This is a genomic window from Paenarthrobacter nitroguajacolicus (assembly GCF_029952445.1).
Taxonomy (GTDB): Bacteria; Actinomycetota; Actinomycetes; order Actinomycetales; family Micrococcaceae; genus Arthrobacter; species Arthrobacter nitroguajacolicus_B.
The window spans coordinates 101519-126667 of the sequence record NZ_JAQPPK010000007.1 but is presented as its reverse complement, the minus strand read 5'-3'; the positions used below and the strand labels follow the sequence as shown (position 1 = coordinate 126667).

Below are 25149 nucleotides of genomic sequence, written 5' to 3'. Positions count from 1 at the left end.
GGGCGGCGATCCTGTGCAGGCTCGCCGCCCCGGATGGCAGGGGTATCGGCGTTACGCCAGCTCCCGCTTGATTGCCGCGACGAACGTGTCGATATCTTCTTCGGTGGTATCAAAGGAGCACATCCACCGGACTTCGCGTCGGGCTGCGTCCCAGTCGTAGAAAGCGAAGGACTTCCTCAGCCGGTCCGCGGCCCCTTCCGGAAGGATGGCGAACACGCCGTTGGACTGTGTCGCCTGGGTGGGCTCGACGCCGTCGATACCTTCGACGGCGGTTCGCAGGCGCGCTGCCATGGCGTTGGCGTGAGCTGCCGAACGCAGCCACAGCCCGTCCTCGAGCAAGGCAATGAACTGGGCGGAGATGAAGCGCATTTTGGAAGCCAGCTGCATGTTCATCTTGCGCAGGAATTTGAGGCCGTCCGCGGCTTCAGGGTTGAGGGCCACTACGACTTCACCAAAGAGGAGTCCGTTCTTGGTCCCGCCGAAGGAGAGTATGTCCACGCCGGCATCGCGGGTAAAGGCGCGCAGGGGTACGTCAAGGTGGGCTGCTGCGTTGGCCAGCCGGGCGCCGTCCATATGCAGCTTCATGCCCTTGGAGTGGGCGTGGTCTGCAATGGCGCGTACTTCTTCGGGCGTGTAGCAGGTACCGAGTTCCGTTGTCTGCGTGATGGAGACAACCAGGGGTTGTGCCCGGTGTTCGTCGCCCCAGCCCCATGCTTCCCGGTCGATGAGTTCGGGGGTCAGTTTTCCGTCCTCGGTGGGTACCTGCAGGAGCTTGATCCCGCCAACGCGTTCCGGTGCTCCGTTCTCATCCATGTTGATGTGCGCGGTGGAAGCGCAGATCACTGCTCCCCAGCGGGGCAGCAGCGATTGCAACGACAGGACGTTGGCGCCGGTGCCGTTGAAGACGGGGAAGGTCTCGATGCCCTGGCCGAACTGCTGCTCCAGGACTGCCTGCAGCCTTGCCGTGTACACGTCCTCGCCGTAGGACACCTGGTGTCCGCCGTTGGCAGCGGCCAAAGCGGTGAGGATCTCCGGGTGCACGCCCGAGTAATTGTCTGAGGCAAAGCCCCGGACCGTGGGGTCGTGCAGCTGGCCGGCTTCGGAAATGTTGCCCGTGCTGGGCGATGCCTCTGTTGTGCTCGTCACTTGTTCATTCACGCTTTCAAGTCTATTTCGCCAGCAGGATCCGCTGGCCGTTCAGGATGGAGGCTGGTTGATCGAAAAGTCCGACGGCGGCAGCGGCCAGTTCTTCGACGTCAGTGTGGCCGGGGAACCGCCGTTCGGGGTGGGCACGCCTCATGCTTTCGTCCACGAGCGCCTTAACCACGAAAACGACAGCTGCGCTGTGTTGTCCGCTGGAGTCGCCGTCGACGGTTTGCGCGCGCCGGAAGCCGTCGGCCACCGCCAGCGTCCACGCCTCCGCTGCAGCCTTCGCCGCGGCGTAACTGGCAGCTGCGGCTGTAGGGCTGGCGACGGCGGTTGAGGACACCATGGCGAACCGGCCATACGGGGATGCTTCGAGTTGGCTGTAGAAGACCCTGGAAACGTTGCGTAGCGTAGTAATGGCGCCGCGTTCCAAGACCTCCCAGTCCTGGTCCGTTTGGTCCTCAATGCCCTTGGCCCCGCGCCAACCACCGACGAGGTGGATCACTGCGTCGATGCCCCCGAAGCCGCGGTCCGAGATCACAGTTGCCAGCCCACGGACAGATTCCAGGCTGCCGAGGTCGCATACGAGGGCGGTCACGGCGTCGCCTGCTTCGCGTGCCGCCGCCTCGATCCGGGACTGGTCGGAACCAACTGTCAGGACCCGGTGGCCGGCGATGGACAAGGCCCGGGCGGCAGCCACGCCGGATGCGCTGCTGCCGCCCGTTACCAAGACTGTCAGTGGGGACATCAGGCCGCCGTGGCGCCTGTGATGCCGGTGGTGGATTCGATAACGGGACGCATCTTCTTCTCCAGGGCTTCGTAGAACATGGACAGCGGGAACTCATCGTCCAGCACCTGGTCGGTGAGCCCGCGGGGAGCGCCGTCCAAAGGCAGGGCGTCCGGACCCTTTGCCCAAACCGAAGCCGGGTGCGGAGTCACGGTGCTTGAGATCAGCTCATAGGCGGCCAGCCAGTGCGCAGCCTTGGGACGATCAATGGAACGCCAGTATAGTTCCTCGATTTTGGCACCCAGTTCAACCACGACGGCGGCGGCGTCGTCCCAGTCAATTGAGAGCTTGCTGTCCGTCCAGTGGAGCACGTGGTGCTGGTGCATCCAGGCGAACAGGAGCTGTCCACCCAGGCCGTCGTAGTTGCGGACGCGGTTTCCGGTGATGGCGAAGCGGAAGATCCGGTCGAAAATCACCGCGTACTGAACGAGCTTGGCGTGCTTGCGTGCGTCGGGATCGGCGTTCTCGTCCTTCTCGATCAGGACTGATTCGCGAAATGCCGTGAGGTCGCAGCGCAGCTCTTCAAGGGAGTAGAGGAAGAACGGCATCCGCTGCTTGATCATGAACGGATCGAACGGAAGGTCGCCCCGCATGTGGGTGCGGTCGTGGATCAGGTCCCACATGACGAACGTACGCTGCGTAAGCTCCTGGTCCTCGATCAGCTGCGCGGCGTCCTCAGGCAGTTCAAGGGAGGTGGTTTCTGCGGCAGCCTTGAGGACCCGGCGGAAGCGGGCGGCTTCACGGTCAGCAAAGATGGCGCCCCAGGTGAACGTAGGCGTCTCGCGGACAGCCACGGTCTCAGGGAAGAGAACGGCGGAGTTGGTGTCGTAGCCGGGGGTGAAGTCAACGAACCGGATAGGGACGAAGAGCTTGTTGGAGTACTCGCCGGCTTCCAGGCCGCCGATGAACTCCGGCCAGATGACCTCGATCAGCACGGCCTCGACCAGTCGGTTGGTGCTGCCGTTCTGGGTGTACATGGGGAAGACCACCAGATGCTGGAGGCCGTCGATGCGCTGCTTCTGCGGCTGGAACGCCTGAAGGGAATCGAGGAAGTCCGGCACGCCGAAGCCGTCCTCGGCCCAGCGCTTGAAGTCTTCCACCAGGAGCGAGAGGTACTCGGCGTCGTGCTCAAAGCTGGGGGCCAGGGCCGTGATGGCGTTCGTGATGGTGGTTACCAGCACTGCTGCGTCACCGTGGACGGCGGGATCGGCGATGGATCCGTCCTGCTCCTGGTATCCCTGCAGGGATGTGGCAGCGGCTTTGAGGGCTACCCATTCGGCGTTGTCGGCGGTGACACGCGGGAGGGTGGCGGTTGCGATGGTGGTCATGGTGCTCGGCCCTTTCCGAAGTTGTTCTTGCTTCTGGGCCGAGCGTAGCAAGCAAAAAGTATCGCTAATCCAAGATTGAGCTGAGCATAAGAAACTCTTGCTCATAGCCCCCGAACTTGGACCTTTAGATCCAGCCCGGGGGCTACGGAGGAGGCTAACTCTCGTCCGGGGCCACCAGGCGGAGGGAAATCGAGTTGATGCAGAACCGCTGATCCGTTGGAGTGCCGTAGCCTTCGCCTTCAAAAACGTGTCCCAAGTGCGAATCACAATTGGCGCAGCGGACTTCAACACGGTCCATGCCCATAGTGCGGTCGTGGAGGTACCTGACCGTGCCTTCGGCTAAGGGAGCCCAGAACGACGGCCAACCACAGTGGGAGTCGAACTTCTCCTTGCTGGTGAACAACTGGCTGCCACAGGCCCGGCATTGGTACACGCCCTCCGTGTGGGTGTCCCAGTACTCGCCCGTATAGGGACGCTCAGTCCCGGCCTGCCTCAGGACCCGGAATTCCTCAGGGGTCAACTCCTCGCGCCACTGGGCATCGCTCTTCTCAACGGGCACAGAAGATGTCTTGCTGATGTTTTCAGGAGTGTTCATGTCTTATGCAACGCTCACGAGTCGCCGATAAATCCCGAACCGGCATAGAGATGCAGCACCGGAAGTCCCAGCTGATCCTGGGCCTTGTTGGCCCAGTCCGTATGGAAAGTGTCAGCAATGGCATGGGGCCGCGTAATGACCACCGCCTGTGCAGCATCCATCTGACGTACCTTGGCCACCAAGCCGGCCACGGCACCGCCGTCGACGATTTCTCCGGTGACGCTGCTACCCAAGCCATCCAAGGCCGCCAACGAGGTAGACAAGGTCTCCGCAGCCTCTGCACGCTCCACCGCGGGATCCGGAGATTGCGCCGTCAATTCCCGGAACGCCTTCGCCACATCAAGCAACGAAAGGTTCTCCAGGAAATCCACCAAGAGGTGGCGTTCTGTGTTGGAGGGGACCAACAGGACCAACGGCGCATCACCGCCGTCGATCAATTTGGCGATGTTGACGCGGTCGTCGGGGCCAAGGGGCTCTTCAGTCAGGATGACTATGGGATCACTCATGGCTACAGCGTAGACCCGGGGAACGGCTCACCGCAGGCATTCGAGGCACGATTCGGCCACACTCAGGCGCCGCGCGGTCCCGCCTGCGCCGGGCCACGCCGACTCGCGGCAAAATGGAAGCATGGCATCGATGACAAGGCCAGCGGGCGACGCTGCCGGGAAAAAACTGACCCCCCGCACCAAGTGGGCCATTGCAGGCTTTCTCGCGGGCGGCACGATTGCGGGCCTTCTCGGAGCCGGTTCCTCGGCGCTCGCCGTCTACTTTGCCCGCCGGGTGATCACACCGGCCGCGCGCCACCAGGACCAGGAAGTCCTGGCCGTCATCAAGGGAGACAACGGCCTTCAGGTCATCCTGGCTGCCACCCCCGACTCGACGATCGACGGCGTGTTCAGCCTTTTCTTCTCCGGCGGCAAGGGACATGCGCGGATAGGCCGGATCATCTCCTATTCACCTGCGGAACAGACGGTCCTCAGGGAGGTCGAAGAGGTCTACAGCGGTGACCTTTCCGAAGCCCGCCGGGCGTGGTGGAGTGGGGCAACTTATCCGGATCCGGCCGCGATTGGCCTGGCGGCCGACGACATTGACATAGACGTCGACGGCGGGAAGGCACCTGCGTGGTTGATCCGCGCCGACGCATCAACTCCAGCTCCGATATGGGCGATCATGGTGCACGGCCGCGGAGCGACCCGCCTTGAAGGACTCCGGGCCCTCCGTACAGCACGTGATCTGGGCCTGGACAGCTTGTTGATCTCCTACCGCAACGATGGCTTGGCACCGTCGGCCCTGGACGGCCGCTACGGCCTGGGCTCAACTGAATGGCGGGACGTCGAGGCAGCCATAAGCTATGCGCTGGAGCACGGGGCGCGGGAGGTTGTGCTTTTCGGCTGGTCGATGGGCGGTGCCATCAGCCTTCAAACCGCGGACCTCTCCAAGTACCGGCACGTCATCAGGGCCTTGGTTCTGGACGCCCCGGTGATCAACTGGGTCAATGTCATGGCCCACCACGCGGAAATGAACAGGATTCCCTACGCTGTGGGGCGCTACGGACAGCTCATGCTGGGCCATCCCTTGGGGCGGAGGTTGACCGGGCTCGCAGCGCCAGTGGACCTCAAAGCCATGGACTGGGAGAGCCGCGCCATTGAGTTGCGCACGCCAACGCTGCTGATCCACAGCGTTGATGACGACTACGTCCCCTTCGGTCCATCGGCCAGCCTCGCCGAAAAAAACCCCGAGATGGTGACGTTCGAGCCGTTCCACGGTGCCCGGCATACCAAGGAGTGGAACGTTGATCCGGAGCGCTGGGAGCGGTTGGTGCGATCCTGGCTTCAAACCCAACTGGCACCCCGGACGAATCCAGGACAATCCGAAGATGGTGCCGTACCGCCCGGCGCAACCGGCTAGGTTCAGTTGCTTCCTGTTCCGATGGGTCCCGTGACTGCCTTGGTCAGCCGGATCAGGTCCGCCGGCGCAAGCTCGATGTCCAGACCGCGCCGGCCGCCGGACACCAGGATGGTCCCAAAGGCCAACGCCGATTCATCGAGGACTGTGGGGGAGGCTTGGCGTTGTCCCAGGGGTGAAATTCCGCCCAGGACATAGCCTGTTCGACGCTCAGCGGCCTTGGGATCGGCCATTGCCGCTTTCTTGGACCCGAGGGCGGAAGCTGCGGCCTTCAGGTCCAGGTTTCCGGACACCGGGACGATCGCAACGGCCAATCTGCCCTCCACCTCCACCATCAGCGTTTTGAAGACGCGTTCCGGGTCGACGCCCAGGACCTCGGCCGCCTCCAGCCCATAGCTGGGCGCTGAAGGATCGTGGGAATAGGGGTGAAGCACGAAGGGAACGCCGGCCGCAGCGAGTGCTGCAGTAGCCGGCGTTCCCTGTGAAGCCATTTTCCTGGCCATACCGTGTGGCAGTACCTTTCAGTGTTCCAAACGGCTTGCCGCCGCGACCTTTCGCTTGATACGTCCGAGCATTGCCGTCATGCCCCGCATCCGCAGGGGCGTGATGGCCCGGGTCAGGCCCAGGAGTTCAGGCATGTCGTCAGGTACCGCCAGGATCTCCTTTGCGGTCAGACCGTCCAAACCCTCGTGCAGCACCCCTGCGAACCCCCGGGTCGTGGGTGCTTCCGGCGGCGCTTTGAAGAAGAGCCGGTAGGCGAGGTGGCCGTCGTCGTTCTTCTCTGACTCAATCGTCAGGAACAGCGGCGACTGGCACTCGACCACCTGCTCCAGCAGTTCCGGGTGGTCCTTCAAACGCTCCGGAAGCTCCGGTAGGCCCCTGGAGAACTCCAGCAGGAGTTGGAGTCGGTCAGGTTCGGTCAACGCCTGGAAGTCGTCAACGATTTCCGCCAGGGCGGTAGGCAAGGTGTTCGTACTCATCTCTTCCAGCTTACGCACAAATAACGCTGAACAGCCCGGTATTAGTTGCGGACCAGTGCCGAAGGAACGGAACCGCGTTCGGCTCCCTTGACGATGGGAACACGCACCGCGTTGCCCCACTCGGTCCAGGAACCGTCGTAGTTGCGGACGGTGTCGAAGCCCAGCAGGTACTTCAAGGCGAACCAGGTGTGGCTGGAACGCTCGCCGATGCGGCAGTAGGCTACGACGTCGTCGCCTGCTTCAAGGCCTGCTTCACCCAAGTACAGGGCTTCGAGCTCTTCGCGGCTGCGGTAGGTTCCGTCCTCGGCGGCCGCACGTGCCCACGGAATCGAAGCGGCTGTAGGGATGTGGCCTCCACGCAGTGCGCCTTCTTCGGGGTACGCGGGCATGTGGGTGCGCTGGCCGGTGTATTCCTCGGGGGAGCGGACGTCGATCAAGGGGTTGCCCAAGTGGGCAAGGACATCTTCCTTGAACGCCCGGATAGGGGCATCGTTGCGCTCGACCTCCGGGTACTCGCCGGAAGCGGGCCGGGAAACCTCGGTGGTCAGCTCGCGGCCTTCGGCGATCCACTTGTCCCGGCCACCATCGAGGAGACGGACGTCCTGGTGGCCGAACAACGTAAAGACCCACAGTGCGTAGGCGGCCCACCAGTTGGACTTGTCGCCGTAGATCACCACGGTGCTGTCCCGGGAGATGCCCTTGGAGGCGGCGAGTGCCGCAAATGCTGCGCCATCGACGTAGTCGCGGGTGATCTCATCGTTCAGGTCGGTGTGCCAATCGATCTTGACGGCGCCCGGAATGTGTCCGGTTTCGTACAGGAGGACGTCTTCATCGGACTCGACCAGCACCAATTTGCCGTCGGCTACGGCGCCATCGGCAATTGCTGCCGCGAGCCACTCGGTGGAGACGAGACGTTCAGGGTTCGCGTAAGAGGCGAACTTTTCGTTCTGTTCAACGGGGTAGGACATGATGGCCTTTCACTGACAACGGACGGAGCCAGGCCGACCGAAGGTGGTGCAGGTGCGGGCCCGGCCTGCTTCAACACTAACCACGGGCCGGATGGATTGCTTCCCGGTGGTCACACGGTGAAACATGGGCTTGGTCACGTGTCAGCTACCGTGGCGTCCGTTGCCGGTATTCTTGCTGGGGACCCAATGCCGAAGGAACGGACCACCGTGGTAAAGATCGAACAACTGGCTGCCCGCACACCGGCAGTCTCCGTGGAGGAACTCCTCAAGGGTTTCTACCCGTCTCCCCGATTCGGAGAGGTGTCGTTCGACAGCTACCGGCCAGACCCTTCACAGCCAAGCCAGGCCAACGCCGTGAAGCTCCTGTCGCAATTCGCTGATGGCGTGGGCAACGGCGATGGCGCGGGACTCTTCAAGAAGTTGTTCGCCAAGAAGGCACCCGCCACGAGGGCCGGCATTTATCTCGACGGCGGCTTCGGCGTGGGCAAGACCCACCTCCTGGCATCGCTGTGGCACAGGTCTCCCGGCCCCAAGGCCTTTGGAACGTTCGTTGAGTACACCAACCTGGTGGGTGCGTTGTCGTTCCGCAAAACCGTGGAAGCGCTGAGCAACTACAAGCTGGTGTGCATCGACGAGTTCGAACTCGATGATCCAGGTGACACCGTGCTGATGTCCCGCCTCATGCGCGAACTTGCCGACGCCGGTGTGAAGCTTGCTGCCACCTCCAACACCCTGCCCGGTTCACTGGGCGAAGGCCGCTTCGCCGCCGTCGACTTCCAGCGGGAAATCCAGGTCCTCGCGGACCAGTTCGACGTCGTCAGGATCGACGGCGAGGACTTCCGCCACCGTGGCCTGCCGGCCGCGCCCGCGCCGCTGAAGACTGAAGAGCTCAAGCACAGGATGCGGACCGAGTTCGACGGCAAAACCGTGGCTGTGGACGATTTCCGTACCTTGGTCAACCACCTAGCCGCAGTGCACCCCAGCCGGTACCGCCAGCTCATTTCCGGCGTCGAAGCCGTGGTGTGGAGCGACGTCGAAACCATTACGGAGCAGGCCGTCGCGCTCCGCTTCGTGGTGTTGGCCGACAGGCTCTACGACAAGGATGTGCCCATTCTTGCCAGCGGTGTTCCCTTCGACCAGCTCTTCACCGAAGAGATGATGACCGGAGGCTACATGAAGAAGTACTTCCGTGCCGTTTCACGCCTGACCGCACTGGCCCGCGAAGCGCAGAACCACGAGCCTGCCTGAGTCAGGACGACTTGAGGGGTTCGCGGCTCTTCAAAATCCAGCGGACCAGTAATCCGCCGGCCAAAGCCCAGAAAGCGGCTCCAACCCCGGCGAAGGCAATCCCTGAGGCTGCCAGCAGGAATGTTATGCAGGCCGGTATCCGCTCTTCTGCCACGGCAAGGGCCGAGGAGATCGAGGACGCCAACGTACCCAACAGTGCAAGTCCCGCCACGGCCTCCAGGAGCCCCGGAGGCGCTGCCGCCACAACGGTGACCAAGGCTGCCGATGCTGCTGCCAGAACCAGATACGCCAAACCGGAGACGAAGGCGGCTATCCAGCGACGACCGTGGTCCTTGCCCGCTTCCTCGCCTGCGGCAAGTGCTGCGCTCAGCGCTGCCAGGTTGATCGCGTGGCCGCCAAACGGAGCGCCGGCGATTGTTCCTGCCCCGGTGACCAGCATGGACGGCCGCCACGGGGTGGTGTACCCGAAGGACTTCAGGACAGCCACGCCCGGTATGTTCTGGGACGCCATGGTGACGATGAACAAGGGCAGGGCCAACCCGATGGCAGCTTCCACGGAGAACGTCGGCGTGGTCCATTCAAGGCGCGGCAGGAGGTTCTCGCCGGGGAGCTGGACGCCGGAAGAAAGTATGTGGATTCCAATCACCGCCAATGCCACCAGCAGGGACGCCGGAACGGACCAACGCGGGGCGAATTTCATCAGTACGATCCAGCACAGGACCACAGGTGCCACCAACAGAGGTGCTGAACCCAGTGACTTGAAAGGCGCGAGGCACAAGGGGAGCAGGACGCCGGCGAGCATTGCCTGTGCCAAGGCAGTGGGGATCCTGGCCATCAACTTCCCGAGCAATGGAAGCAACCCCGTGAGGACAATAAGCACCCCGACGATCAGGAAGGCTCCCACTGCGGCGGGCCACCCGCCGTCGACCATTCCTGCGGTGGCGAGGAGCGCCGCACCGGGAGTGGACCACGCGAGCGTCACGGGCATTTTGCTCCGCCAGGACAACCACAAGATGCCCAGGCCAAACGTGAGGGTCAGTGCCAGCAGTCCGCTGGCTGCTTGCCGCTGATCGGCGCCCACGGCCTGGAGTCCCGCCAGCACAACGGCGAATGAGGACGTGAATCCCACCAGCGCAGTGACAACGCCGGCAGTGATTTGGGGGCTGAGTGTCTCCTTCGTGGCGCGGCTGCTGGTGGTTGGCGAGGTGGCGGAAGGCATACCAACCAAAGTACCTGACCTGCGGACGACAGCCGTTAAACGCCAAGGGCACCGGTGGCGCCTCTCGGCGGGACCGGTGCCCCCTTGACGTATCTGGTACGGCGGCTCAGGCAGCTACGGCTGCGTCGGCTCATCCGTGACGGGAGCCTGCTGGGGCTCACCATCGTTCTTGGCCACGAAGTCGGAAGCGGCGTTCTGCACTGCGTCAACCTGACCTGCGAACTTGCCGCCTGTCTTTTCGTCGACGAAGTCTCCGGCCTTTTCGATGCCATTCTGAATGGCTTCTTCGTTGCCTTGAATGAGACCCTGAGCCTTGCCCTTCAGGTCGTCAATTAAACCCACGGGCACCTCCCTTCCATCGCGGAGCCAGGTCGCTCCTCCGCGTCCGACCCTAACACCAGTTCCTTGAGGTGCCAAGGGCTCCAACGCGAGCTGTGGATAACTATGCCAAGGGTTCGCTGGGTACCTTGTGCCGTGGACTGTCCGGGTTCATCAGGGAGTGCCTGCGGCCGTAGGCGAAATAGATCACCAGGCCGATGATGAGCCAGGCAAAGAACCGAATCCACGTTTCAATGTGGAGCTGGAACATCAGGAATGCCGATGCCAGTACACCGAACGCGGGGACCACTGGCATGAGCGGAAGGCGGAAAGTGCGGGGTGCGTTCGGTTTGGTGTACCGGAAGACAATCACCGAAACACAGACGACGACGAAGGCTGCCAGGATTCCGATGTTGGTCAGGTCCGCGACTTCCTTGATGGGGAAGACCCCTGCCAAGAATGCTGAGGCGATACCGGCAATCCAGGTGACGCGCTGGGGAGTGCCGTGCCGGTCGGTCTTGGCAAACCAGCCGGGCAGCAGTCCGTCGCGGCTCATGGAGAACCAAACGCGGGTGACGCCGAGCAGGAAGGTGAGCATGACGGTCAGGATGGACAGCACCGCGAAGACCGAGATGATGGTAGCGATCACCGGCAGGCCGACCCCGGAGAAGGCCGAAGCGAAGCCGGCGGTCGGGTTGATGTCCTTGTAGTTCTGCATGCCGGTCAGGACCAGCGTGGCGGCGACGTAGAGCAACATGGCGATGATCAGCGACAGGATGATGGCCTTGGGCATGTGCTTCTTGCCGTCCTTGGCTTCCTCCGCTGCCGTACTCATGGCGTCGTAGCCGAAGACTGCGAAGAAGACGGTAGCGGCGCCGGCCACTACGGGGCCAAAGCCGCTGGGCATGAACGGGTTGTAGTTCTCCGTGTTCACGTAGAAGATCCCGAGCCCGATGATGAACAGGATCAGGATGACCTTGATGGCCACCGCCACCAGTTCGAACCGGCCGAACGCCTTGGTTCCCCGGCTCAGGATCCAGGTCACCAGGAGGCAGACCAGGATTGCCGGAAGATTGATGATCCCGCCCTTGCCCTCGTCGGCGGTGGAGGTCATCCAGGTAGGCATGTGGATGCCAATCCCGGACAGGAAGGCGTCGAAGTAGCCGGAGATGCCGATGGCCACAACGGCCACGATGGCGATGTACTCAAGCAGCAGGTCCCAGCCGATGAACCAGCCGATGATCTCTCCCAGCGCCACGTAGCCGTAGGTGTAGGCCGATCCGGCGCGGGGGATCATGCCGGCAAATTCGGCGTAGGACAATGCCGCGGCACCGGAGGCGAGGCCTGCGATCAGGAAGGAAAAGAGCACGGCCGGGCCAACGCCCGGGTTGCCTTCGCTGCCGTGGGCCACAAGGCCGGCCAGCGAAAAGATGCCGACGCCGATAATTCCGCCGACGCCGATGGCCGTCAGTTGCCAAAGGCCAAGACTTTTGAAAAGTCCGCTGTGCTTGCTTTCCTCCTCGATGTCGTCGATGGGCTTGCGCCTCAGGACGGAATTGGAAGCCGTCTGTGGATTCATGGGGGTACTCCTGCCGGTTGGCGTGGAACGGTGATGAGCTCGCAGTACATTATGCGAGGGTAATCACATTAGATAAAGCGACTTCTTCTGAGCGGTATCAGTTACTTCTGGTGATGAATTGGGTCACAGGGAAATGAGGGCATAAAAAAAGCAGCTCCTGGGAGCTGCTTTTTCTTTGGAGCGGACGACGAGATTCGAACTCGCGACATCCACCTTGGCAAGGTGGTGCTCTACCAGCTGAGCTACGTCCGCACATGTTGCCTGCCAGAATGACTCTGGAATTCAACAACAAACAAGTTGCCTTGTTCTGGTGGGCGATACTGGGATCGAACCAGTGACCTCTTCCGTGTCAGGGAAGCGCGCTACCGCTGCGCCAATCGCCCGTTGCCGGGTCCTGCAATGAGGAGAGCGGACGACGAGATTCGAACTCGCGACATCCACCTTGGCAAGGTGGTGCTCTACCAGCTGAGCTACGTCCGCACATGTTGCCTGCCAGAGTGACTCTGGAATTCAACAACAAACAAGTTGCCTTGTTCTGGTGGGCGATACTGGGATCGAACCAGTGACCTCTTCCGTGTCAGGGAAGCGCGCTACCGCTGCGCCAATCGCCCATGCATCCAGCAATAGCTGGAAGACATGGTTTTCACCGAGGTGGGTACGGGATTCGAACCCGTGTATACGGCTTTGCAGGCCGCTGCCTCGCCTCTCGGCCAACCCACCGTGTAAGCAGGATTCCGGGGAATTCTTGCCTTGACAGTGCCTTGCGAGCGGACGACGAGATTCGAACTCGCGACATCCACCTTGGCAAGGTGGTGCTCTACCAGCTGAGCTACGTCCGCAGTGCGGTTCCGACGGGCAACCCTGTAGGCATTCCGTCGCTTTCCGACGAGTAAAAACTCTATAGGAGGTTCCTGCATTCTCCAAATCGGTTGCTTGCTTTTGCATGTCGTGACCCCCGGATCCTTGTGTTTACGCGGTTTGGGGGGAGTTTCACCCCTGTAATTCCACCGCTGTAGTTCATTGCTTGCGGGGAGCCGTCCGCCCGTTTTGCAATCCGGCCGGGGTCCGTTAGTGTTTTCTATGCACCCGGGCGATTGGCGCAGTGGTAGCGCGCTTCGTTCACACCGAAGAGGTCACTGGTTCGAACCCAGTATCGCCCACCACCGGGAACCCCGCTTGGACTGACTTGGTCAGTTCGGGCGGGGTTTTTCATGTCTTTGAACGGCGTCCGTGAATGGCCCCCGTGAATGGCCGGCCCTTCCTGCGTCACGAATCGCTTCCACGAAGCACATTCCCTACATGCGCGGAGAAGAAGAAACAGAGCGGCCCAGGATTTCCCACGACCCTTCCGGATATTTGGGAGAGCTGGCTCTTTCCGCTCCGATCCTCGCCGGAAAACTGGCACGGCTGGCCCCGGAGCAGCTCGCAATGATCTTCCCGCCGGAGAATTCTGTCGGCCCTCTATGACACAGTCTTTATATGACTGCTCCACTGCTTGCCCACGCAACTGAATACGGCCGGATGTACGCCCGTTCCACCACCGAGGAATTCTCCGTGCCCTCAATCACTACGGTGATCGGACAACAGGCCCACTCCTTGGATGGATGGTTCAGCTACATGGGCGCAAGCAGCCTGGCCGCCGATCCCGAGCTCCCGGCGATCCTCGGAAGTCCGGCCAAAGTGCGGCAGGCGATTAATAAAGCGTCCAAGTCGGCCGAAACCTACCGGGACGCCGCGGCCGCCCGCGGTGACCGTGTGCATACCTATTGCGAGCAGGTCGCTTTGCGGGCGTTGGGCCGGCCGCACCGCATGCAGGAATACAGGGAGGAACTCGCTGCCAACGGTGAGCAGGCCTTTGCCGCCCGGTTCGATGAATGGTGGGAGCTGTACCGCGTGGAGCCGCTGGCACCGGAAATCACTGTCTGGAACAAGACCGTGGGCTACGCCGGAACGCTGGACCTGGTAGCCAGGATCAATGGGCGTATTTGCCTCATCGACTACAAGACCAAGGGAACCACGCGCGATGGAACGGTAAAAGCCCTCGACGACAAAGTCGTTATGCAACTTACGGCCGGGATGAAGGCCGAAGAGAGCCTGGTGGATCCGGTGTCCGGTGAATGGGAACCTTGGCGGTACGGAGACAATCCCATGTTGCTTGCTGTTGCCATTGGGGAGACAGAGGTGCGGCCCATGCGGGCGAATCCGGAAATCCTGAAGCACCACTGGTGGAAGTTCTGCGCCCTTCGCAGGGTGTGGGAAATGTCGGCTGACGTGACCGCTGCCGGGCAAGCATTGCTGCCGGTTGCTCCGCCGGTGTTTGCTGCAGCTGGTTCAGTACCAGCGGACAGCGGCAGTGCCATGACCTCAACTAAACTGGCTTAGGCCCGGCAACACACGGGCCAGGGTTTGACGATCGTGAGGACAGGCAACGCATGGCAATTTTGAGTATCCGAATCATCGGGGATCCGGTGCTGCGCACCGTGGCCGACCCCGTCACCGACTTCGGTCCGGAGCTCGCCAAGCTGGTAGCTGACATGACCGAAACCATGGAAGATGTTGATGGCGCAGGCCTGGCTGCTCCACAGGTAGGGGTCAGCCAACGCGTCTTCACGTACCGCATCGGGGGAGTGGAGGGCCACATTATCAACCCGGTCCTCGAGAACAGCGAAGACTTCCAGCCGGACGAAGTAGAGGGCTGCCTCTCGATTCCCGGCCTTGGTTTCCCCGTGCGCCGCTACCGGGCCACACGGGCAACGGGCGTGGATCTGAACGGCAACCCTGTTTCAGTAGAGGCTGAAGGAATGCTCGCCCGCTGCTTCCAGCACGAGACGGACCACCTTGACGGAGTCCTCTACACCGACAGGCTGGAAGGCGAAGACCGCAAAGCTGCCCTGCGTGCCATCCGCAATGCCAACTATCACGCCATCACAGAACAGACCACATCCAAGCGCGCCAACACCGTGGGCTCAAGCTTCGGCGGCGGCAGCTTCGGAGTTCCCGAGTGAGGGTGCTTTTTGCGGGGACCCCTGCCGTCGCGGTGCCGTCGTTGGACGCCCTGGTTAAGGCCGGCTTCGACGTCGTTGCCGTCCTGACCCGGCCGGATGCCCCCTTGGGACGCAAACGCGTCATGACACCCTCGCCGGTGGCGGCACGGGCGGAAGAGTTGGGGATAGACATCATCCGGGCGGCAAAGGTGGACGCCGACACCACCGCGCGGATCGCAGAATGCGCGCCCGACGTCGCCGCGATTGTGGCCTACGGGGGAATTGTTCCCCGCCCCGCTTTGGACATTCCAGCGCACGGCTGGGTCAACCTCCATTTTTCCCTCCTGCCAGCCTGGCGCGGGGCGGCTCCCGTTCAGCGCTCCCTCATGGCGGGCGACGACATTACGGGCGCAGTAACCTTCCAGTTGGAGGAGGGCCTGGACACCGGGCCGGTTTTCGGAACCCTGACTGAAAGTGTCCGACCGGACGACACCGCCGGAGACCTGCTGGAGCGGCTTTCGGTCAGTGGCGCAGTGCTCCTCGGCCAGACGCTCTCCGCCATCGAAGCCGGGCAAGCCTCACCGCAACCCCAGGCGGGAGAAGTGTCGCTGGCCCCGAAGCTCACCCTTGAGGACGGACGCCTGGACTGGCAAAAGCCCGCACTGGCGCTTGACCGGCAGGCCCGGGGAGTTACTCCCGAACCCGGCGCATGGACCACATTGGAAGGACACCGGGTCAAGTTGGAACCCGTAGGACTAAGGCCCGAGGTCAAGGACCTTGCGCCCGGAACCATCCGCGTGGATGGCAAATCCGTCCTGGTGGGAACCGGCTCCCATGCAGTTGAACTGGGCCGGATCCAGCCGGCCGGCAAGAAGATGATGTCGTCGGCCGATTGGGCCCGCGGCTTGGCAGCACCCGAGAGAGTGGTATTCGAATGAGCGAGTCCGGCCGCCGAGGCCCCAACAACAGCGGGAGCCAAAACGGTGGGAGCCGGGACCGCGGCGGGCAAGGCAATCGCGGCGCCGGCGGCGGAAGCCAACGCAACGCCCAGGGCAGGGAGCGGAACAGGGGACCCCAGCGGGGCTTTACCAACAACGCTCCGTCGCAGCGTACCCGCCGTGCCGACCCCGCCCGGTTGGTCGCCTTCGAGGTGCTCCGGGCTGTAGCTTCCGAGGACGCCTACGCCAATCTGGTCCTTCCCGCACGGATCCGTGAGCACCGCCTGGACCGCCGTGATGCCGGGTTCGCCACCGAGTTGAGTTACGGGGCTTTGCGGGGGCAGGGTACCTATGACGCCGTCCTGGCCCGGTGCGTGGACCGCCCCCTTGAGCAATTGGACCCCGCCATCCTTGATGCCCTGCGGATCGGCGCGCACCAGCTTCTTTCCATGCGCGTTCCCGCCCATGCCGCCTTGGACCAGACGGTTGGCTTGGCGCGGGCAGTCATCGGGGCCGGCCCGTCGGCACTCATCAACGCAGTCCTCCGCAAGGTCACCGCCCACAGCATGGACCAGTGGCTGGAAATCCTGCTGGACCAGGAGAGCGACGAGACCAAAATCTCCGCACTGCGTCACGCACACCCTGAATGGATTGTCCGCGCCCTGCGTCAGTCGTTGGTGAACCACGGGCGTCCCAAGAGCGAGATCGACGCCCTCCTGGAGGCGGACAACGCCGCTCCAGTGGTGAACCTTGTGGCCTTGCCGGGATTGGGCAGCCTCGACGAAGCCTTCGACCAAGGCGCCACCGCAGGGGAGTTGGTGGAAGGTTCGGCCCTCTCCGCAGGCGGGGATCTTGGCCGCTTCGAATCGGTGCGGCGCGGCACAACACGTGTGCAGGACGTCGGATCCCAGCTTGTGGCACGTGCATTGGCCGGCGTTGAGCTCGGAGAGCGCCCCGCCGAAGGCGAGAAATGGTTGGACCTTTGCGCAGGGCCAGGCGGCAAGGCAGCGCTTCTGGCCGCCTTGGCTTACCGCGACGGAGCCACCCTCCTTGCCAACGAGCCGGCACCGCACCGGGCCAAGCTGGTCCAGCAAGCTCTTTCGGCGGTCCCCGGTGAAGCCTGGACAGTACGGACCGGCGATGGCCGGGAGGTGGGCAGCGAGCACCGCGAGTCCTTCGACCGCGTTCTGGTGGATGTTCCCTGCAGCGGCCTGGGAGCCCTTCGCAGGCGCCCCGAATCGCGATGGCGCCGCTCGCCAAAGGACATCGGCGACCTTGGACCGCTCCAGCGGGATCTCCTGAAGTCGGCCATCGACGCCGTCAAGCCCGGCGGCGTCGTAGCCTACGTGACGTGTTCGCCGCACCCGGCTGAAACAACCGCCGTCGTTGGCGACGTCCTGGCCAAGCGTGAGGACCTGGAGTTGCTGGACTCCGGACAAGCCCTTGACCATGTCAGCCTCACCGGCAATCTGGGCGCGGGACATGAGCTCACTGCCCAGCTGTGGCCCCACATCCACCAGACCGATGCCATGTTCATGGCCATCATCCGCAAAAAGCCGTAGCCGCAACTACCTGGTTGCAGCGGGAGCGTCCTTTCGCTGCCGTCGCCCACGATCCATACCGACCCAAAGGGGCTGCCTTGTCTCAGTGCTGTATCAACCCGAGCATCCTGTCTGCGGACTTCGTCAACCTTGAGGCGGAGTTGCAGCGGATCAGCAACGCCGATGCTGTCCACGTCGATGTCATGGACAACCATTTCGTGCCCAACCTGACGCTCGGACTGCCGGTGGTACAGCGGATACAGGCGGTCAGCCCGGTTCCGCTGGACGCCCATTTGATGATTTCCGACGCCGACCGCTGGGCACCTGCCTATGCGGACGCCGGCCTCGCCTCTGTTACCTTCCATGCCGAGGCCGCCATGGCGCCGGTCAAGCTGGCGCGTGAACTGCGCGCGCGTGGCTCCAAGGCGGGTATGGCCTTGAGGCCCGCCACGCCGGTGGAGCCCTACCTGGACATGCTCAGCGAGCTGGACATGCTCCTGATCATGACGGTGGAACCAGGCTTCGGCGGGCAGTCGTTCCTGGACATTACCTTGCCCAAAATCCGTCGTGCGCGTGCCGCGATCGAGGGTTCAGGCATTTCCGTGGCCATCCAGGTGGACGGCGGTATCACGGAGGAGACCATTGTCCGGGCAGCGGAGGCCGGTGCCAACGTCTTCGTTGCGGGCTCGGCTGTCTACGGGCATGAGGACCCGGCCGCCGCGATCGACCGCCTGCGCGCCGCAGGCCAGTCCGCGATTACAGCAAAGGCCTGACGGTCGTCAGCAGATGTTACGAAGATGGCCGGGAATAGCCTGGCCATGGCCGTAGTTATGGCACAATAACAACACACATACGTGCTCCGGGGTCGGTGTAAGTCCGAACCGGCGGTTATAGTCCGCGACCCGCGAGCCATTGATGTCCTGAGCAGTCCGGATGTCGATGGCAGACGGTTGAACCGGTGGAATTCCGGTACCGACAGTTAAAGTCTGGATGGGAGAAGCACGTACAGTCATGCCGTGGGCGTTCCTTCAGGGACGCCCGGCATTGCGCTGTCGTACACCCCCGGAGTCATCGCGGCTTACTGGGAAGGAACGGCATGGACTTTCTGCGATGGCTCTTCGAAGCACAGATCCCCGTTGGAGGATCTGCTCTTGTCTTACGCGAAGTGCTTGGAAACATCTTTGGGTTGCTCAGCGCCCTCGGCGGAATGCGCCGGAAAGTCTGGGCCTGGCCGGTAGGTATCGTCGGCAACATACTCTTGCTCACCGTGTTCCTCGGCAACGTTTTTGGCGCCGCTGCGCCGGCTACCCTCTGGGGACAGGCCGGCCGGCAAATGATGTTCATCGCCGTCGCCGTCTATGGCTGGTACCGGTGGCAGCAAGGCCGCCAATCGAGCACCCAGGGCAGGGCAGTGGTCCCGGGCTGGGCAAGCAACAAGGTCCGCCTGGTGCTGATTGGCGCGATGATAGCGGGAACCGCGGCGCTCACGCCGCTATTTGACGCCCTGGGCTCCTACCCTCCTGTCTGGGCAGATGCGTGGACCTTCATGGGCTCGCTCCTGGCCACCTACGGCATGGCCCGCGGGTGGACCGAATTCTGGCTCATCTGGGTCGCCGTGGACATCGTCGGAGTGCCATTGCTTTTCAGTGCCGGCTACTACGCCAGTGCCGTCATGTACCTGTTCTACGGTTTCTTTACGCTCACCGGATTCTTTGTGTGGTGGCGGGCTGAAAAGCGTGAACGTGGCGCCATTCCGCAGGTTCCAGTAGCGGCGGGAGGCGTACGATGAGCGCGCCCAGCCTGTTTGCGCCCTCTGAAAGGGCTGCCATGGATGCGGCGCTGGCCGCCGCACTTGAGGGCCGGCGGGGAGCGAATCCACTGGTGGGTGCGGTGATCCTCAGCGTCGAAGGCGAGCAACTCGCCACCGGCTACCACCGCGGCGCCGGAACGGCGCACGCGGAGGCCGACGCGATCTTCGAGGCCCAGCGCCAGGGAATCGACATCAACGGCACCACCATGGTGGTCACGCTCGAGCCCTGCAACCACGTAGGCCGGACAGGGCCCTGCGCCCAGGCAATTATTGACGCCGGAATCGCGAAGGTGATCTACGCCGTCGACGATCCCCATGACCCCGCCGCCGGCGGTGCCAGGACCCTTCGCGCCGCAGGGGTGGACGTCACATCAGGGCTCAGGTTCGATGAGGCGCTGGACCTTAACCGGGATTGGTTTGACGCCGTTGCCGCCAAACGCCCTTTCGTCACCTTGCACATTGCACAGACCCTGGACAGCCGGATCGCCGCCGTTGATGGCACCAGTCAGTGGATTTCCAGCGCGGAATCGTTGGCCGACAACCACGCTTTGCGGAGGCTCATCGACGCGATCCTGGTGGGCACCGGAACTGTGCTCATCGACAACCCGCGGTTGACGGCCCGAACCCCGGACGGTGAACTTTCCCAGCGTCAGCCCATCAGGGCAGTCATGGGCCTCAGGGATGTCCCGGAACAAGCTGCTGTTCGCGGAACCGACCACCTCTTCCGGCACCTGCCAACCCGGGATCCTGCCGAGGCGCTGCACCTTCTTTTCGAAGAGGGCGTCCGCCACGTGATGGTCGAAGGCGGTTCGAGCATCCTGAGCACGTTCCTGGCTGCCGGTTTGGTGGATGAATTGATCGTCTACCTGGCGCCGACCCTGCTGGGATCCGGGACGCCGGCCCTCAACGACCTGGGAATCGGCACACTTGCCGATGCCCAGCACTGGGCGTGGGACGAGGCCTCCGGCGGCCCGGTCCGCACACTCGGCAACGATCTTCGGCTGCATCTTCGCCCCGCCGGACGCGCTTCCAACACCACAAAGAATTCGATTCCGCAGACGCGTGTGGCCTCACATGGTGAAGCTGCGGAATATGTCACAGGAGGACACTGATGTTTACCGGAATCGTCGCAGAACAAGGCACCGTCCTTGGCATTGAGCACGACGGCGACGCTAGCGCAACCTTGCGATTGAAGGCACCCACCACCTCGGGTGACCTGCCCTTGGGCGGCTCAATCGCCGTCAACGGGGTGTGCCTCACGGCTACCAGCATTGACGGCCAGGATTTCAGCGTGGACGTCATGGGCGAGACCCTGACGCGGACCACCATTGGGGAACTGGCCGCTGGGGACACCGTGAACCTGGAACGCTGTGTTCCTGCAGGCGGACGTCTGGACGGCCACGTCGTGCAGGGCCATGTTGACGGGGTGGGTGAGCTGCTGGAGCGCGAAGCGTTGGGCAACTGGGACCGCCTGCGGTTCGGCGTACCGGCCCCGCTGGCACGGTACATCGCCGAGAAGGGATCGATCGCCGTCGACGGTGTTTCGCTGACCGTGACGGCCGTCAGCGCGGCGTCCGAAGCGGAACCGTGGTTCGAGGTCGGCCTCATTCCTACCACGCTGGAAGAGACAGGACTGGGGGCCAAGCCCCTGGGCGGACACGTCAACCTGGAAGTGGATGTCCTGGCGAAATACACCGAGCGCCTTTTGTCGTTCGCTCCGCAGCACGGAGGCAACTGATGAGCGCGCCTACCAAGCCGCAGCCAGCTACGGCGCAGCGTCCCGGCCTTGATCCCGTGGAGTCGGCCATTGCCGCGATGGCGGCCGGTAAGGCCGTGATCGTGGTGGACAACGAGGACAGGGAAAACGAAGGCGACATCATTTTTGCCGCGGAACACGCCACGCCGGCCCTCATGGGGTGGACTATCCGGTATTCCTCGGGCGTCATCTGCGTGCCGTTGGAAGGTGAGCGGGCCGACGCCCTGATCCTGCCTCCCATGGTGGAAATCAACCAAGATGCTAAGGGTACTGCCTATACTGTTTCCTGTGACGCTGCGATGGGAGTAAGCACGGGTATTTCCGCCACGGACCGGGCCTTGACCGCCCGGATTCTGGCGGATCCGAGCAGTACTCCGGCCTCACTCACCCGTCCCGGGCATATTTTCCCGCTGCGGGCCGTTAAGGGGGGAGTGCGGGAACGTCCGGGACACACGGAAGCTGCCGTGGACTTGTGTCGTCTGGCCGGGCTCGCCCCGGTGGGTGTGATCGCAGAGTTGGTACATGACGACGGTGAAATGATGCGCTTGGACAGCCTGCGCGGGTTTGCCGCCGAACATGGATGCCCCCTCATCTCCATCGAGGACCTGGTGTCGTATGTTGAGGCGGTAGAGTCCCAGGCGGCGGATGATTCACGGGGAGACGAGGAGAAGCGATGACCGCATCGACAACACGCAGCAGTGGGCACACGGAGCCCGGACCGCACCCTGTGAGCGGTGGGCCGATCGTCCAGTTGCCCACGGCCTACGGCGATTTCGTGGCGCAGGCGTGGACCGACCATGCAGCGGGAATTGAACATCTCGCCGTCAGCTCACCCAACCTCCCAAAGGGTGGTCAGGCTCCCTTGGTGCGCCTGCACTCGGAATGCCTGACGGGCGATGTATTTGGCTCCTACCGCTGCGATTGCGGTGAACAGCTTGCCTTCGCACTGGAACTCATCCACCGGGAAGGCGGAACGCTGCTCTACTTGCGCGGACAAGAGGGGCGCGGAATCGGATTGGCCAACAAGATCAAGGCCTACGCTTTGCAGGAAGCCGGATTCGATACTGTCGAGGCCAATGAGCAGTTGGGCCTGCCTGTGGATGCGCGCTCCTACAACGCAGCAGGCCAGATTCTCGCCGAGATGGGCCTCCATGAAGTCCGGCTGCTGAGCAACAATCCGGACAAGCAGCACCGGCTGGACAAGGCTGGAGTGACCGTCGTGGAAATGGTGCCCACCGAGGTGCCTTCGCGCGAGCAGAACCTGCGGTACCTGCAGACCAAAAAGGACCGCATGGACCACCTGCTGACGCTCGACATCGAGCCGGTCAGCAACGGCAAGAAAACAGCTTCACCCCAAACCTTTGACAGCAACCAAGACTGAACGGATCCACAGCACACCATGAGCGGACACGGCGCGCCCACCATCGACCTCACTACCCTCAACCCCGAGGAAACCTCGCAGCTCAGGCTGGCCATCGTGGCCGCGAGCTGGCATACCCAGATCATGGACGGCCTGGTGGACGGCGCCCTGCGCGCCGCAAAGGAAGCCGGCATCGCAGAACCCACGCTGTTGCGGGTTCCGGGCAGCTTCGAGCTTCCGGTTGCCGCGGCCAGGCTGGCACCGCACTTTGACGCCGTCGTAGCTCTCGGCGTCGTGATCCGCGGCGGAACGCCGCACTTTGACTACGTTTGCCAGGCCGCGACGTCGGGACTCACCGACGTCAGTGTCCGCACCGGCGTGCCGGTTGGCTTCGGTGTCCTCACCTGCGACACCGAACAGCAGGGCCTGGACCGGGCGGGACTTCCGGGTTCCCAGGAAGACAAGGGCCACGAGGCCGTCACTGCTGCCTTGGCCACGGCCGTGACGCTCAAGCAATTCAGCTGACGCCCACCGGGCATTAGCCAAGCATGACGTGAGGGGATGTGGGTGTGTGTTCACTCACATCCCCTTCGTCATGCAAGGCCCCAACAAGCGGCGTCGGCCCCGGAGCAAGTAGTCTGGAGGGCGTGAAGAATTTCGAGACGCTGTTCGCAGAACTGAGTGAGAAAGCAGCGACCCGCCCGGCAGGCTCGCGCACGGTAGCCGAGCTGGACTCCGGAATCCACGGCATCGGAAAGAAAGTGGTCGAAGAGGCCGCCGAAGTCTGGATGGCCGCGGAGTACGAATCGGACGAAGCCGCCGCTGAGGAAATCTCCCAGCTCCTGTACCACCTGCAGGTCCTCATGCTTGCCAAGGGCCTCAGCCTGGAAGACGTTTACAAGCATCTCTAGCCACGCCACTCCGCCTGCCTTTAGGCGGAGCCAGCAGCGTGGCCGATGTGCCTGAAACTTCCATTCCAAAAAGAAAGTCTCCCAATGCTCCGTGTAGCAGTCCCCAATAAGGGATCCCTGTCCGAAGCCGCCTCGGCCATGCTGTCCGAGGCCGGTTACCGCCAGCGCCGCGACTCCCGCGAACTGGTGATGGTCGATCCCGACAACGACATCGAGTTCTTCTTCCTCCGTCCCCGTGACATCGCCGTCTATGTCGGGCAAGGAACCCTCGACGTCGGCATTACCGGCAGGGACCTCCTGCTGGACGCGAAGGTGGAAGCCGAAGAATTGCTTCCCTTGGGCTTTGCGCCCTCCACCTTCCGTTTCGCCGGCCCCGTTGGCGACTTCACCGGCGTCGAGCAGCTTGAGGGCAAGCGACTGGCCACAAGCTATGACGGCCTGCTCCGCGACTACCTCGCAGAGCGTGGCGTCAACGCCACGGTGGTCCGCCTGGATGGCGCAGTGGAGTCGTCAGTCCGCCTCGGTGTGGCGGACGCCATTGCCGACGTCGTGGAAACCGGCAACACCCTCAAGGCCGCCGGCATGGAAATCTTCGGCGATCCCATCCTGAAGTCCGAGGCCGTCCTGATCCGCCGTTCCGGCTCCGGTGGCGCAGCCAATGGGACCGCCAAGGAAATCGACATCCTGATCCGCCGCCTCCAGGGCGTCCTCGTGGCGCGCCAGTATGTGTTGATGGACTACGACATCCGCAAGGATCTCGTGGAAGACGCCGCGGCGCTGACCCCCGGCCTCGAATCGCCCACGGTTTCGCCACTGCGCGATTCCGAATGGGTCGCAGTGCGTTCCATGGTTCCCAAGAAGGAAACCAACCGCATCATGGACGAGCTCTACGACCTCGGCGCGCGGGCCATCCTGGTCAGCAGCATCCACGCCTGCCGGATCTGACCCACGCACTGATCGAGTAGAGCCAGCAGAACTGAGGAGCAGCACATGGCTGTAGCCGTACGTGTCATTCCGTGCCTTGATGTGGACGCGGGCCGCGTCGTCAAGGGCGTTAACTTTGAAGGCCTTCGCGACGCCGGGGACCCGGTGGAACTTGCCCACCGCTACGACAACGGCGGGGCAGATGAACTGACGTTCCTTGACGTCACGGCGTCGTCGGGGAACCGCGAAACCACGTTCGACGTCGTTCGCCGCACCGCCGAGGAAGTGTTCATCCCCCTCACCGTCGGTGGTGGCGTCCGGGGCGTGGCCGAGGTGGACAAGCTTCTTCGCTTCGGCGCGGACAAAGCGTCCATCAATACCGCAGCTGTTGCCAGGCCCGAGGTCATCGACGAGATCACCCGGCACTTCGGCTCCCAGGTGCTGGTGCTCTCCGTTGACGCGCGCCGTACCCGGGAAGGCGACGTCCCGACGTCGTCCGGTTTTGAGGTGACCACGCACGGTGGCCGGACCGGTACCGGGATCGACGCCATTGCCTGGGCGCAGGAAGCCGCGGACAGGGGAGTGGGAGAGATCCTGCTGAACTCCATTGACGCCGATGGCACCAAGGACGGATTCGACCTCGAACTCATCCGCTTGGTCCGCGCAGCGGTCAACATCCCGATCATCGCCTCGGGCGGTGCTGGAGCGCCTGAGCATTTCCCGCCGGCTGTCCAGGCAGGGGCCGACGCCGTGCTGGCCGCATCAGTGTTCCACTTTGGTCCTGACGACATGATCGCCCAAGTCAAGGCCGCCATCCGCGAGGCTGGTTTCGAGGTCCGGTAGCGCACCCTT

General features: G+C 63.2%; 28 protein-coding genes, 7 tRNA genes and 1 riboswitch. Of the genes, 18 read left to right on the top strand and 17 right to left on the bottom strand.

The genetic code is table 11. From position 1 onward, the window contains the following. Positions 1-51: 51 nt before the first annotated feature. The 5 genes from PJL15_RS06850 to PJL15_RS06830 form a co-directional block, all read right to left on the bottom strand. The gene (locus tag PJL15_RS06850; protein WP_432443803.1) at positions 52-1158 is read right to left on the bottom strand and encodes a threonine aldolase family protein; all 1107 of its coding nucleotides are present in this window, start codon (positions 1156-1158) and stop codon (positions 52-54) included. Between the two features lie 10 nt (positions 1159-1168). After that, a complete protein-coding gene (locus tag PJL15_RS06845) occupies positions 1169-1894 on the bottom strand; it encodes an SDR family oxidoreductase (RefSeq protein WP_281450430.1) in 726 nt (241 codons plus the stop codon). Further along, positions 1894-3261: a DUF6421 family protein gene (locus PJL15_RS06840; RefSeq protein ID WP_281450429.1), complete on the bottom strand. Its 1368-nt coding sequence runs from the start codon at positions 3259-3261 to the stop codon at positions 1894-1896. Before PJL15_RS06840 ends, PJL15_RS06845 begins: the two co-directional genes overlap by 1 nt. A gap of 154 nt (positions 3262-3415) precedes the next feature. Further along, positions 3416-3856, bottom strand: coding sequence for a peptide-methionine (R)-S-oxide reductase MsrB (msrB, locus tag PJL15_RS06835; protein ID WP_281450428.1), 441 nt, complete (start codon positions 3854-3856; stop codon positions 3416-3418). Between the two features lie 14 nt (positions 3857-3870). Further along, entirely contained in the window at positions 3871-4362 is a 492-nt protein-coding gene (locus PJL15_RS06830) for a hypothetical protein (protein WP_281450427.1), read from the bottom strand. A gap of 121 nt (positions 4363-4483) precedes the next feature. Between PJL15_RS06830 and PJL15_RS06825 the strand changes: the two genes are divergently transcribed. Beyond that, on the top strand, positions 4484-5764 hold the full coding sequence (locus PJL15_RS06825) for an alpha/beta hydrolase family protein (RefSeq protein WP_281450426.1): 1281 nt from the start codon (positions 4484-4486) through the stop codon (positions 5762-5764). A gap of 2 nt (positions 5765-5766) precedes the next feature. Here PJL15_RS06825 and ybaK read toward each other — a convergent pair whose 3' ends face one another. The 3 genes from ybaK to PJL15_RS06810 are packed head-to-tail and all read right to left on the bottom strand — an operon-like array spanning position 5767 to position 7709. Beyond that, positions 5767-6264: a Cys-tRNA(Pro) deacylase gene (gene ybaK, locus PJL15_RS06820; RefSeq protein ID WP_281450425.1), complete on the bottom strand. Its 498-nt coding sequence runs from the start codon at positions 6262-6264 to the stop codon at positions 5767-5769. A gap of 18 nt (positions 6265-6282) precedes the next feature. Continuing rightward, positions 6283-6741, bottom strand: a complete 459-nt coding sequence (locus PJL15_RS06815) for a SufE family protein (protein WP_281450424.1) — start codon at positions 6739-6741, stop codon at positions 6283-6285. A 41-nt stretch (positions 6742-6782) separates the two neighbouring features. After that, on the bottom strand, positions 6783-7709 hold the full coding sequence (locus PJL15_RS06810; RefSeq protein ID WP_281450423.1) for a sulfurtransferase: 927 nt from the start codon (positions 7707-7709) through the stop codon (positions 6783-6785). A 207-nt stretch (positions 7710-7916) separates the two neighbouring features. Here PJL15_RS06810 and zapE point away from each other — a divergent pair, with 207 nt between their 5' ends. Beyond that, the gene (gene zapE, locus PJL15_RS06805; RefSeq protein ID WP_281450474.1) at positions 7917-8957 is read left to right on the top strand and encodes a cell division protein ZapE; all 1041 of its coding nucleotides are present in this window, start codon (positions 7917-7919) and stop codon (positions 8955-8957) included. Between the two features lies 1 nt (position 8958). Here zapE and PJL15_RS06800 read toward each other — a convergent pair whose 3' ends face one another. The 9 genes from PJL15_RS06800 to PJL15_RS06760 form a co-directional block, all read right to left on the bottom strand. Beyond that, positions 8959-10176, bottom strand: a complete 1218-nt coding sequence (locus PJL15_RS06800) for a benzoate/H(+) symporter BenE family transporter (RefSeq protein WP_281450422.1) — start codon at positions 10174-10176, stop codon at positions 8959-8961. A 114-nt stretch (positions 10177-10290) separates the two neighbouring features. Further along, entirely contained in the window at positions 10291-10524 is a 234-nt protein-coding gene (locus PJL15_RS06795; protein WP_281450421.1) for an antitoxin, read from the bottom strand. Positions 10525-10618: 94 nt separating this feature from the next. Beyond that, complete coding sequence (locus PJL15_RS06790) at positions 10619-12073, bottom strand: amino acid permease (protein WP_281450420.1); 1455 nt, start codon at positions 12071-12073, stop codon at positions 10619-10621. A gap of 176 nt (positions 12074-12249) precedes the next feature. Then, positions 12250-12325, bottom strand: a tRNA-Gly gene (locus tag PJL15_RS06785). A 56-nt stretch (positions 12326-12381) separates the two neighbouring features. Continuing rightward, positions 12382-12456 (bottom strand) — tRNA-Val (locus PJL15_RS06780). A gap of 24 nt (positions 12457-12480) precedes the next feature. Next, positions 12481-12553, bottom strand: a tRNA-Gly gene (locus PJL15_RS06775). 56 nt (positions 12554-12609) lie between these two features. Continuing rightward, positions 12610-12684, bottom strand: a tRNA-Val gene (locus PJL15_RS06770). Positions 12685-12722: 38 nt separating this feature from the next. Then, a tRNA-Cys gene (locus tag PJL15_RS06765) sits at positions 12723-12793 on the bottom strand. Positions 12794-12839: 46 nt separating this feature from the next. Next, positions 12840-12912 (bottom strand) — tRNA-Gly (locus PJL15_RS06760). A 249-nt stretch (positions 12913-13161) separates the two neighbouring features. On the opposite strand from PJL15_RS06760, the gene PJL15_RS06755 reads away from it, so the two are divergent. The 16 genes from PJL15_RS06755 (at position 13162) to hisF (ending at position 25140) form a co-directional block, all read left to right on the top strand. Further along, positions 13162-13236: transfer RNA gene (locus PJL15_RS06755), tRNA-Val, on the top strand. A gap of 136 nt (positions 13237-13372) precedes the next feature. Beyond that, positions 13373-13540, top strand: coding sequence for a hypothetical protein (locus PJL15_RS06750; RefSeq protein WP_281450419.1), 168 nt, complete (start codon positions 13373-13375; stop codon positions 13538-13540). A gap of 12 nt (positions 13541-13552) precedes the next feature. Beyond that, positions 13553-14455 (top strand): cytochrome, encoded by a 903-nt coding sequence (locus tag PJL15_RS06745; protein ID WP_281450418.1) that lies wholly within the window; start codon positions 13553-13555, stop codon positions 14453-14455. A gap of 50 nt (positions 14456-14505) precedes the next feature. Continuing rightward, a complete protein-coding gene (gene def, locus PJL15_RS06740; protein WP_281450417.1) occupies positions 14506-15078 on the top strand; it encodes a peptide deformylase in 573 nt (190 codons plus the stop codon). Then, positions 15075-15995 carry a methionyl-tRNA formyltransferase gene (gene fmt / locus PJL15_RS06735; RefSeq protein WP_281450416.1) on the top strand — a complete coding sequence of 307 codons (921 nt, stop codon included), beginning with the start codon at positions 15075-15077 and terminating at the stop codon, positions 15993-15995. The genes def and fmt overlap by 4 nt, the downstream gene beginning before the upstream one ends. Next, a complete protein-coding gene (locus PJL15_RS06730) occupies positions 15992-17557 on the top strand; it encodes an RsmB/NOP family class I SAM-dependent RNA methyltransferase (RefSeq protein ID WP_281450415.1) in 1566 nt (521 codons plus the stop codon). The genes fmt and PJL15_RS06730 overlap by 4 nt, the downstream gene beginning before the upstream one ends. A gap of 77 nt (positions 17558-17634) precedes the next feature. After that, positions 17635-18309 carry a ribulose-phosphate 3-epimerase gene (gene rpe, locus PJL15_RS06725; RefSeq protein ID WP_281450414.1) on the top strand — a complete coding sequence of 225 codons (675 nt, stop codon included), beginning with the start codon at positions 17635-17637 and terminating at the stop codon, positions 18307-18309. Positions 18310-18386: 77 nt separating this feature from the next. Further along, positions 18387-18543: riboswitch (FMN riboswitch) on the top strand. A gap of 89 nt (positions 18544-18632) precedes the next feature. Continuing rightward, complete coding sequence (pnuC, locus tag PJL15_RS06720) at positions 18633-19325, top strand: nicotinamide riboside transporter PnuC (RefSeq protein WP_281450413.1); 693 nt, start codon at positions 18633-18635, stop codon at positions 19323-19325. After that, positions 19322-20458: a bifunctional diaminohydroxyphosphoribosylaminopyrimidine deaminase/5-amino-6-(5-phosphoribosylamino)uracil reductase RibD gene (ribD, locus tag PJL15_RS06715; protein ID WP_281450412.1), complete on the top strand. Its 1137-nt coding sequence runs from the start codon at positions 19322-19324 to the stop codon at positions 20456-20458. Before pnuC ends, ribD begins: the two co-directional genes overlap by 4 nt. Beyond that, positions 20458-21084: a riboflavin synthase gene (locus PJL15_RS06710; protein ID WP_281450411.1), complete on the top strand. Its 627-nt coding sequence runs from the start codon at positions 20458-20460 to the stop codon at positions 21082-21084. The genes ribD and PJL15_RS06710 overlap by 1 nt, the downstream gene beginning before the upstream one ends. After that, positions 21084-21779, top strand: coding sequence for a 3,4-dihydroxy-2-butanone-4-phosphate synthase (ribB, locus tag PJL15_RS06705; protein ID WP_281450410.1), 696 nt, complete (start codon positions 21084-21086; stop codon positions 21777-21779). The genes PJL15_RS06710 and ribB overlap by 1 nt, the downstream gene beginning before the upstream one ends. Further along, positions 21776-22483: a GTP cyclohydrolase II gene (gene ribA / locus PJL15_RS06700; protein WP_281450409.1), complete on the top strand. Its 708-nt coding sequence runs from the start codon at positions 21776-21778 to the stop codon at positions 22481-22483. Before ribB ends, ribA begins: the two co-directional genes overlap by 4 nt. Positions 22484-22501: 18 nt before the next feature. Next, positions 22502-22987 carry a 6,7-dimethyl-8-ribityllumazine synthase gene (gene ribH, locus PJL15_RS06695; protein ID WP_281450408.1) on the top strand — a complete coding sequence of 162 codons (486 nt, stop codon included), beginning with the start codon at positions 22502-22504 and terminating at the stop codon, positions 22985-22987. 122 nt (positions 22988-23109) lie between these two features. Beyond that, positions 23110-23373, top strand: a complete 264-nt coding sequence (locus PJL15_RS06690) for a phosphoribosyl-ATP diphosphatase (RefSeq protein WP_018778638.1) — start codon at positions 23110-23112, stop codon at positions 23371-23373. Between the two features lie 84 nt (positions 23374-23457). Next, positions 23458-24318 carry an ATP phosphoribosyltransferase gene (gene hisG, locus PJL15_RS06685; RefSeq protein WP_235520531.1) on the top strand — a complete coding sequence of 287 codons (861 nt, stop codon included), beginning with the start codon at positions 23458-23460 and terminating at the stop codon, positions 24316-24318. A 45-nt stretch (positions 24319-24363) separates the two neighbouring features. Next, positions 24364-25140: an imidazole glycerol phosphate synthase subunit HisF gene (hisF, locus tag PJL15_RS06680; protein ID WP_281450407.1), complete on the top strand. Its 777-nt coding sequence runs from the start codon at positions 24364-24366 to the stop codon at positions 25138-25140. The last annotated feature ends 9 nt before the right edge of the window (positions 25141-25149 follow it).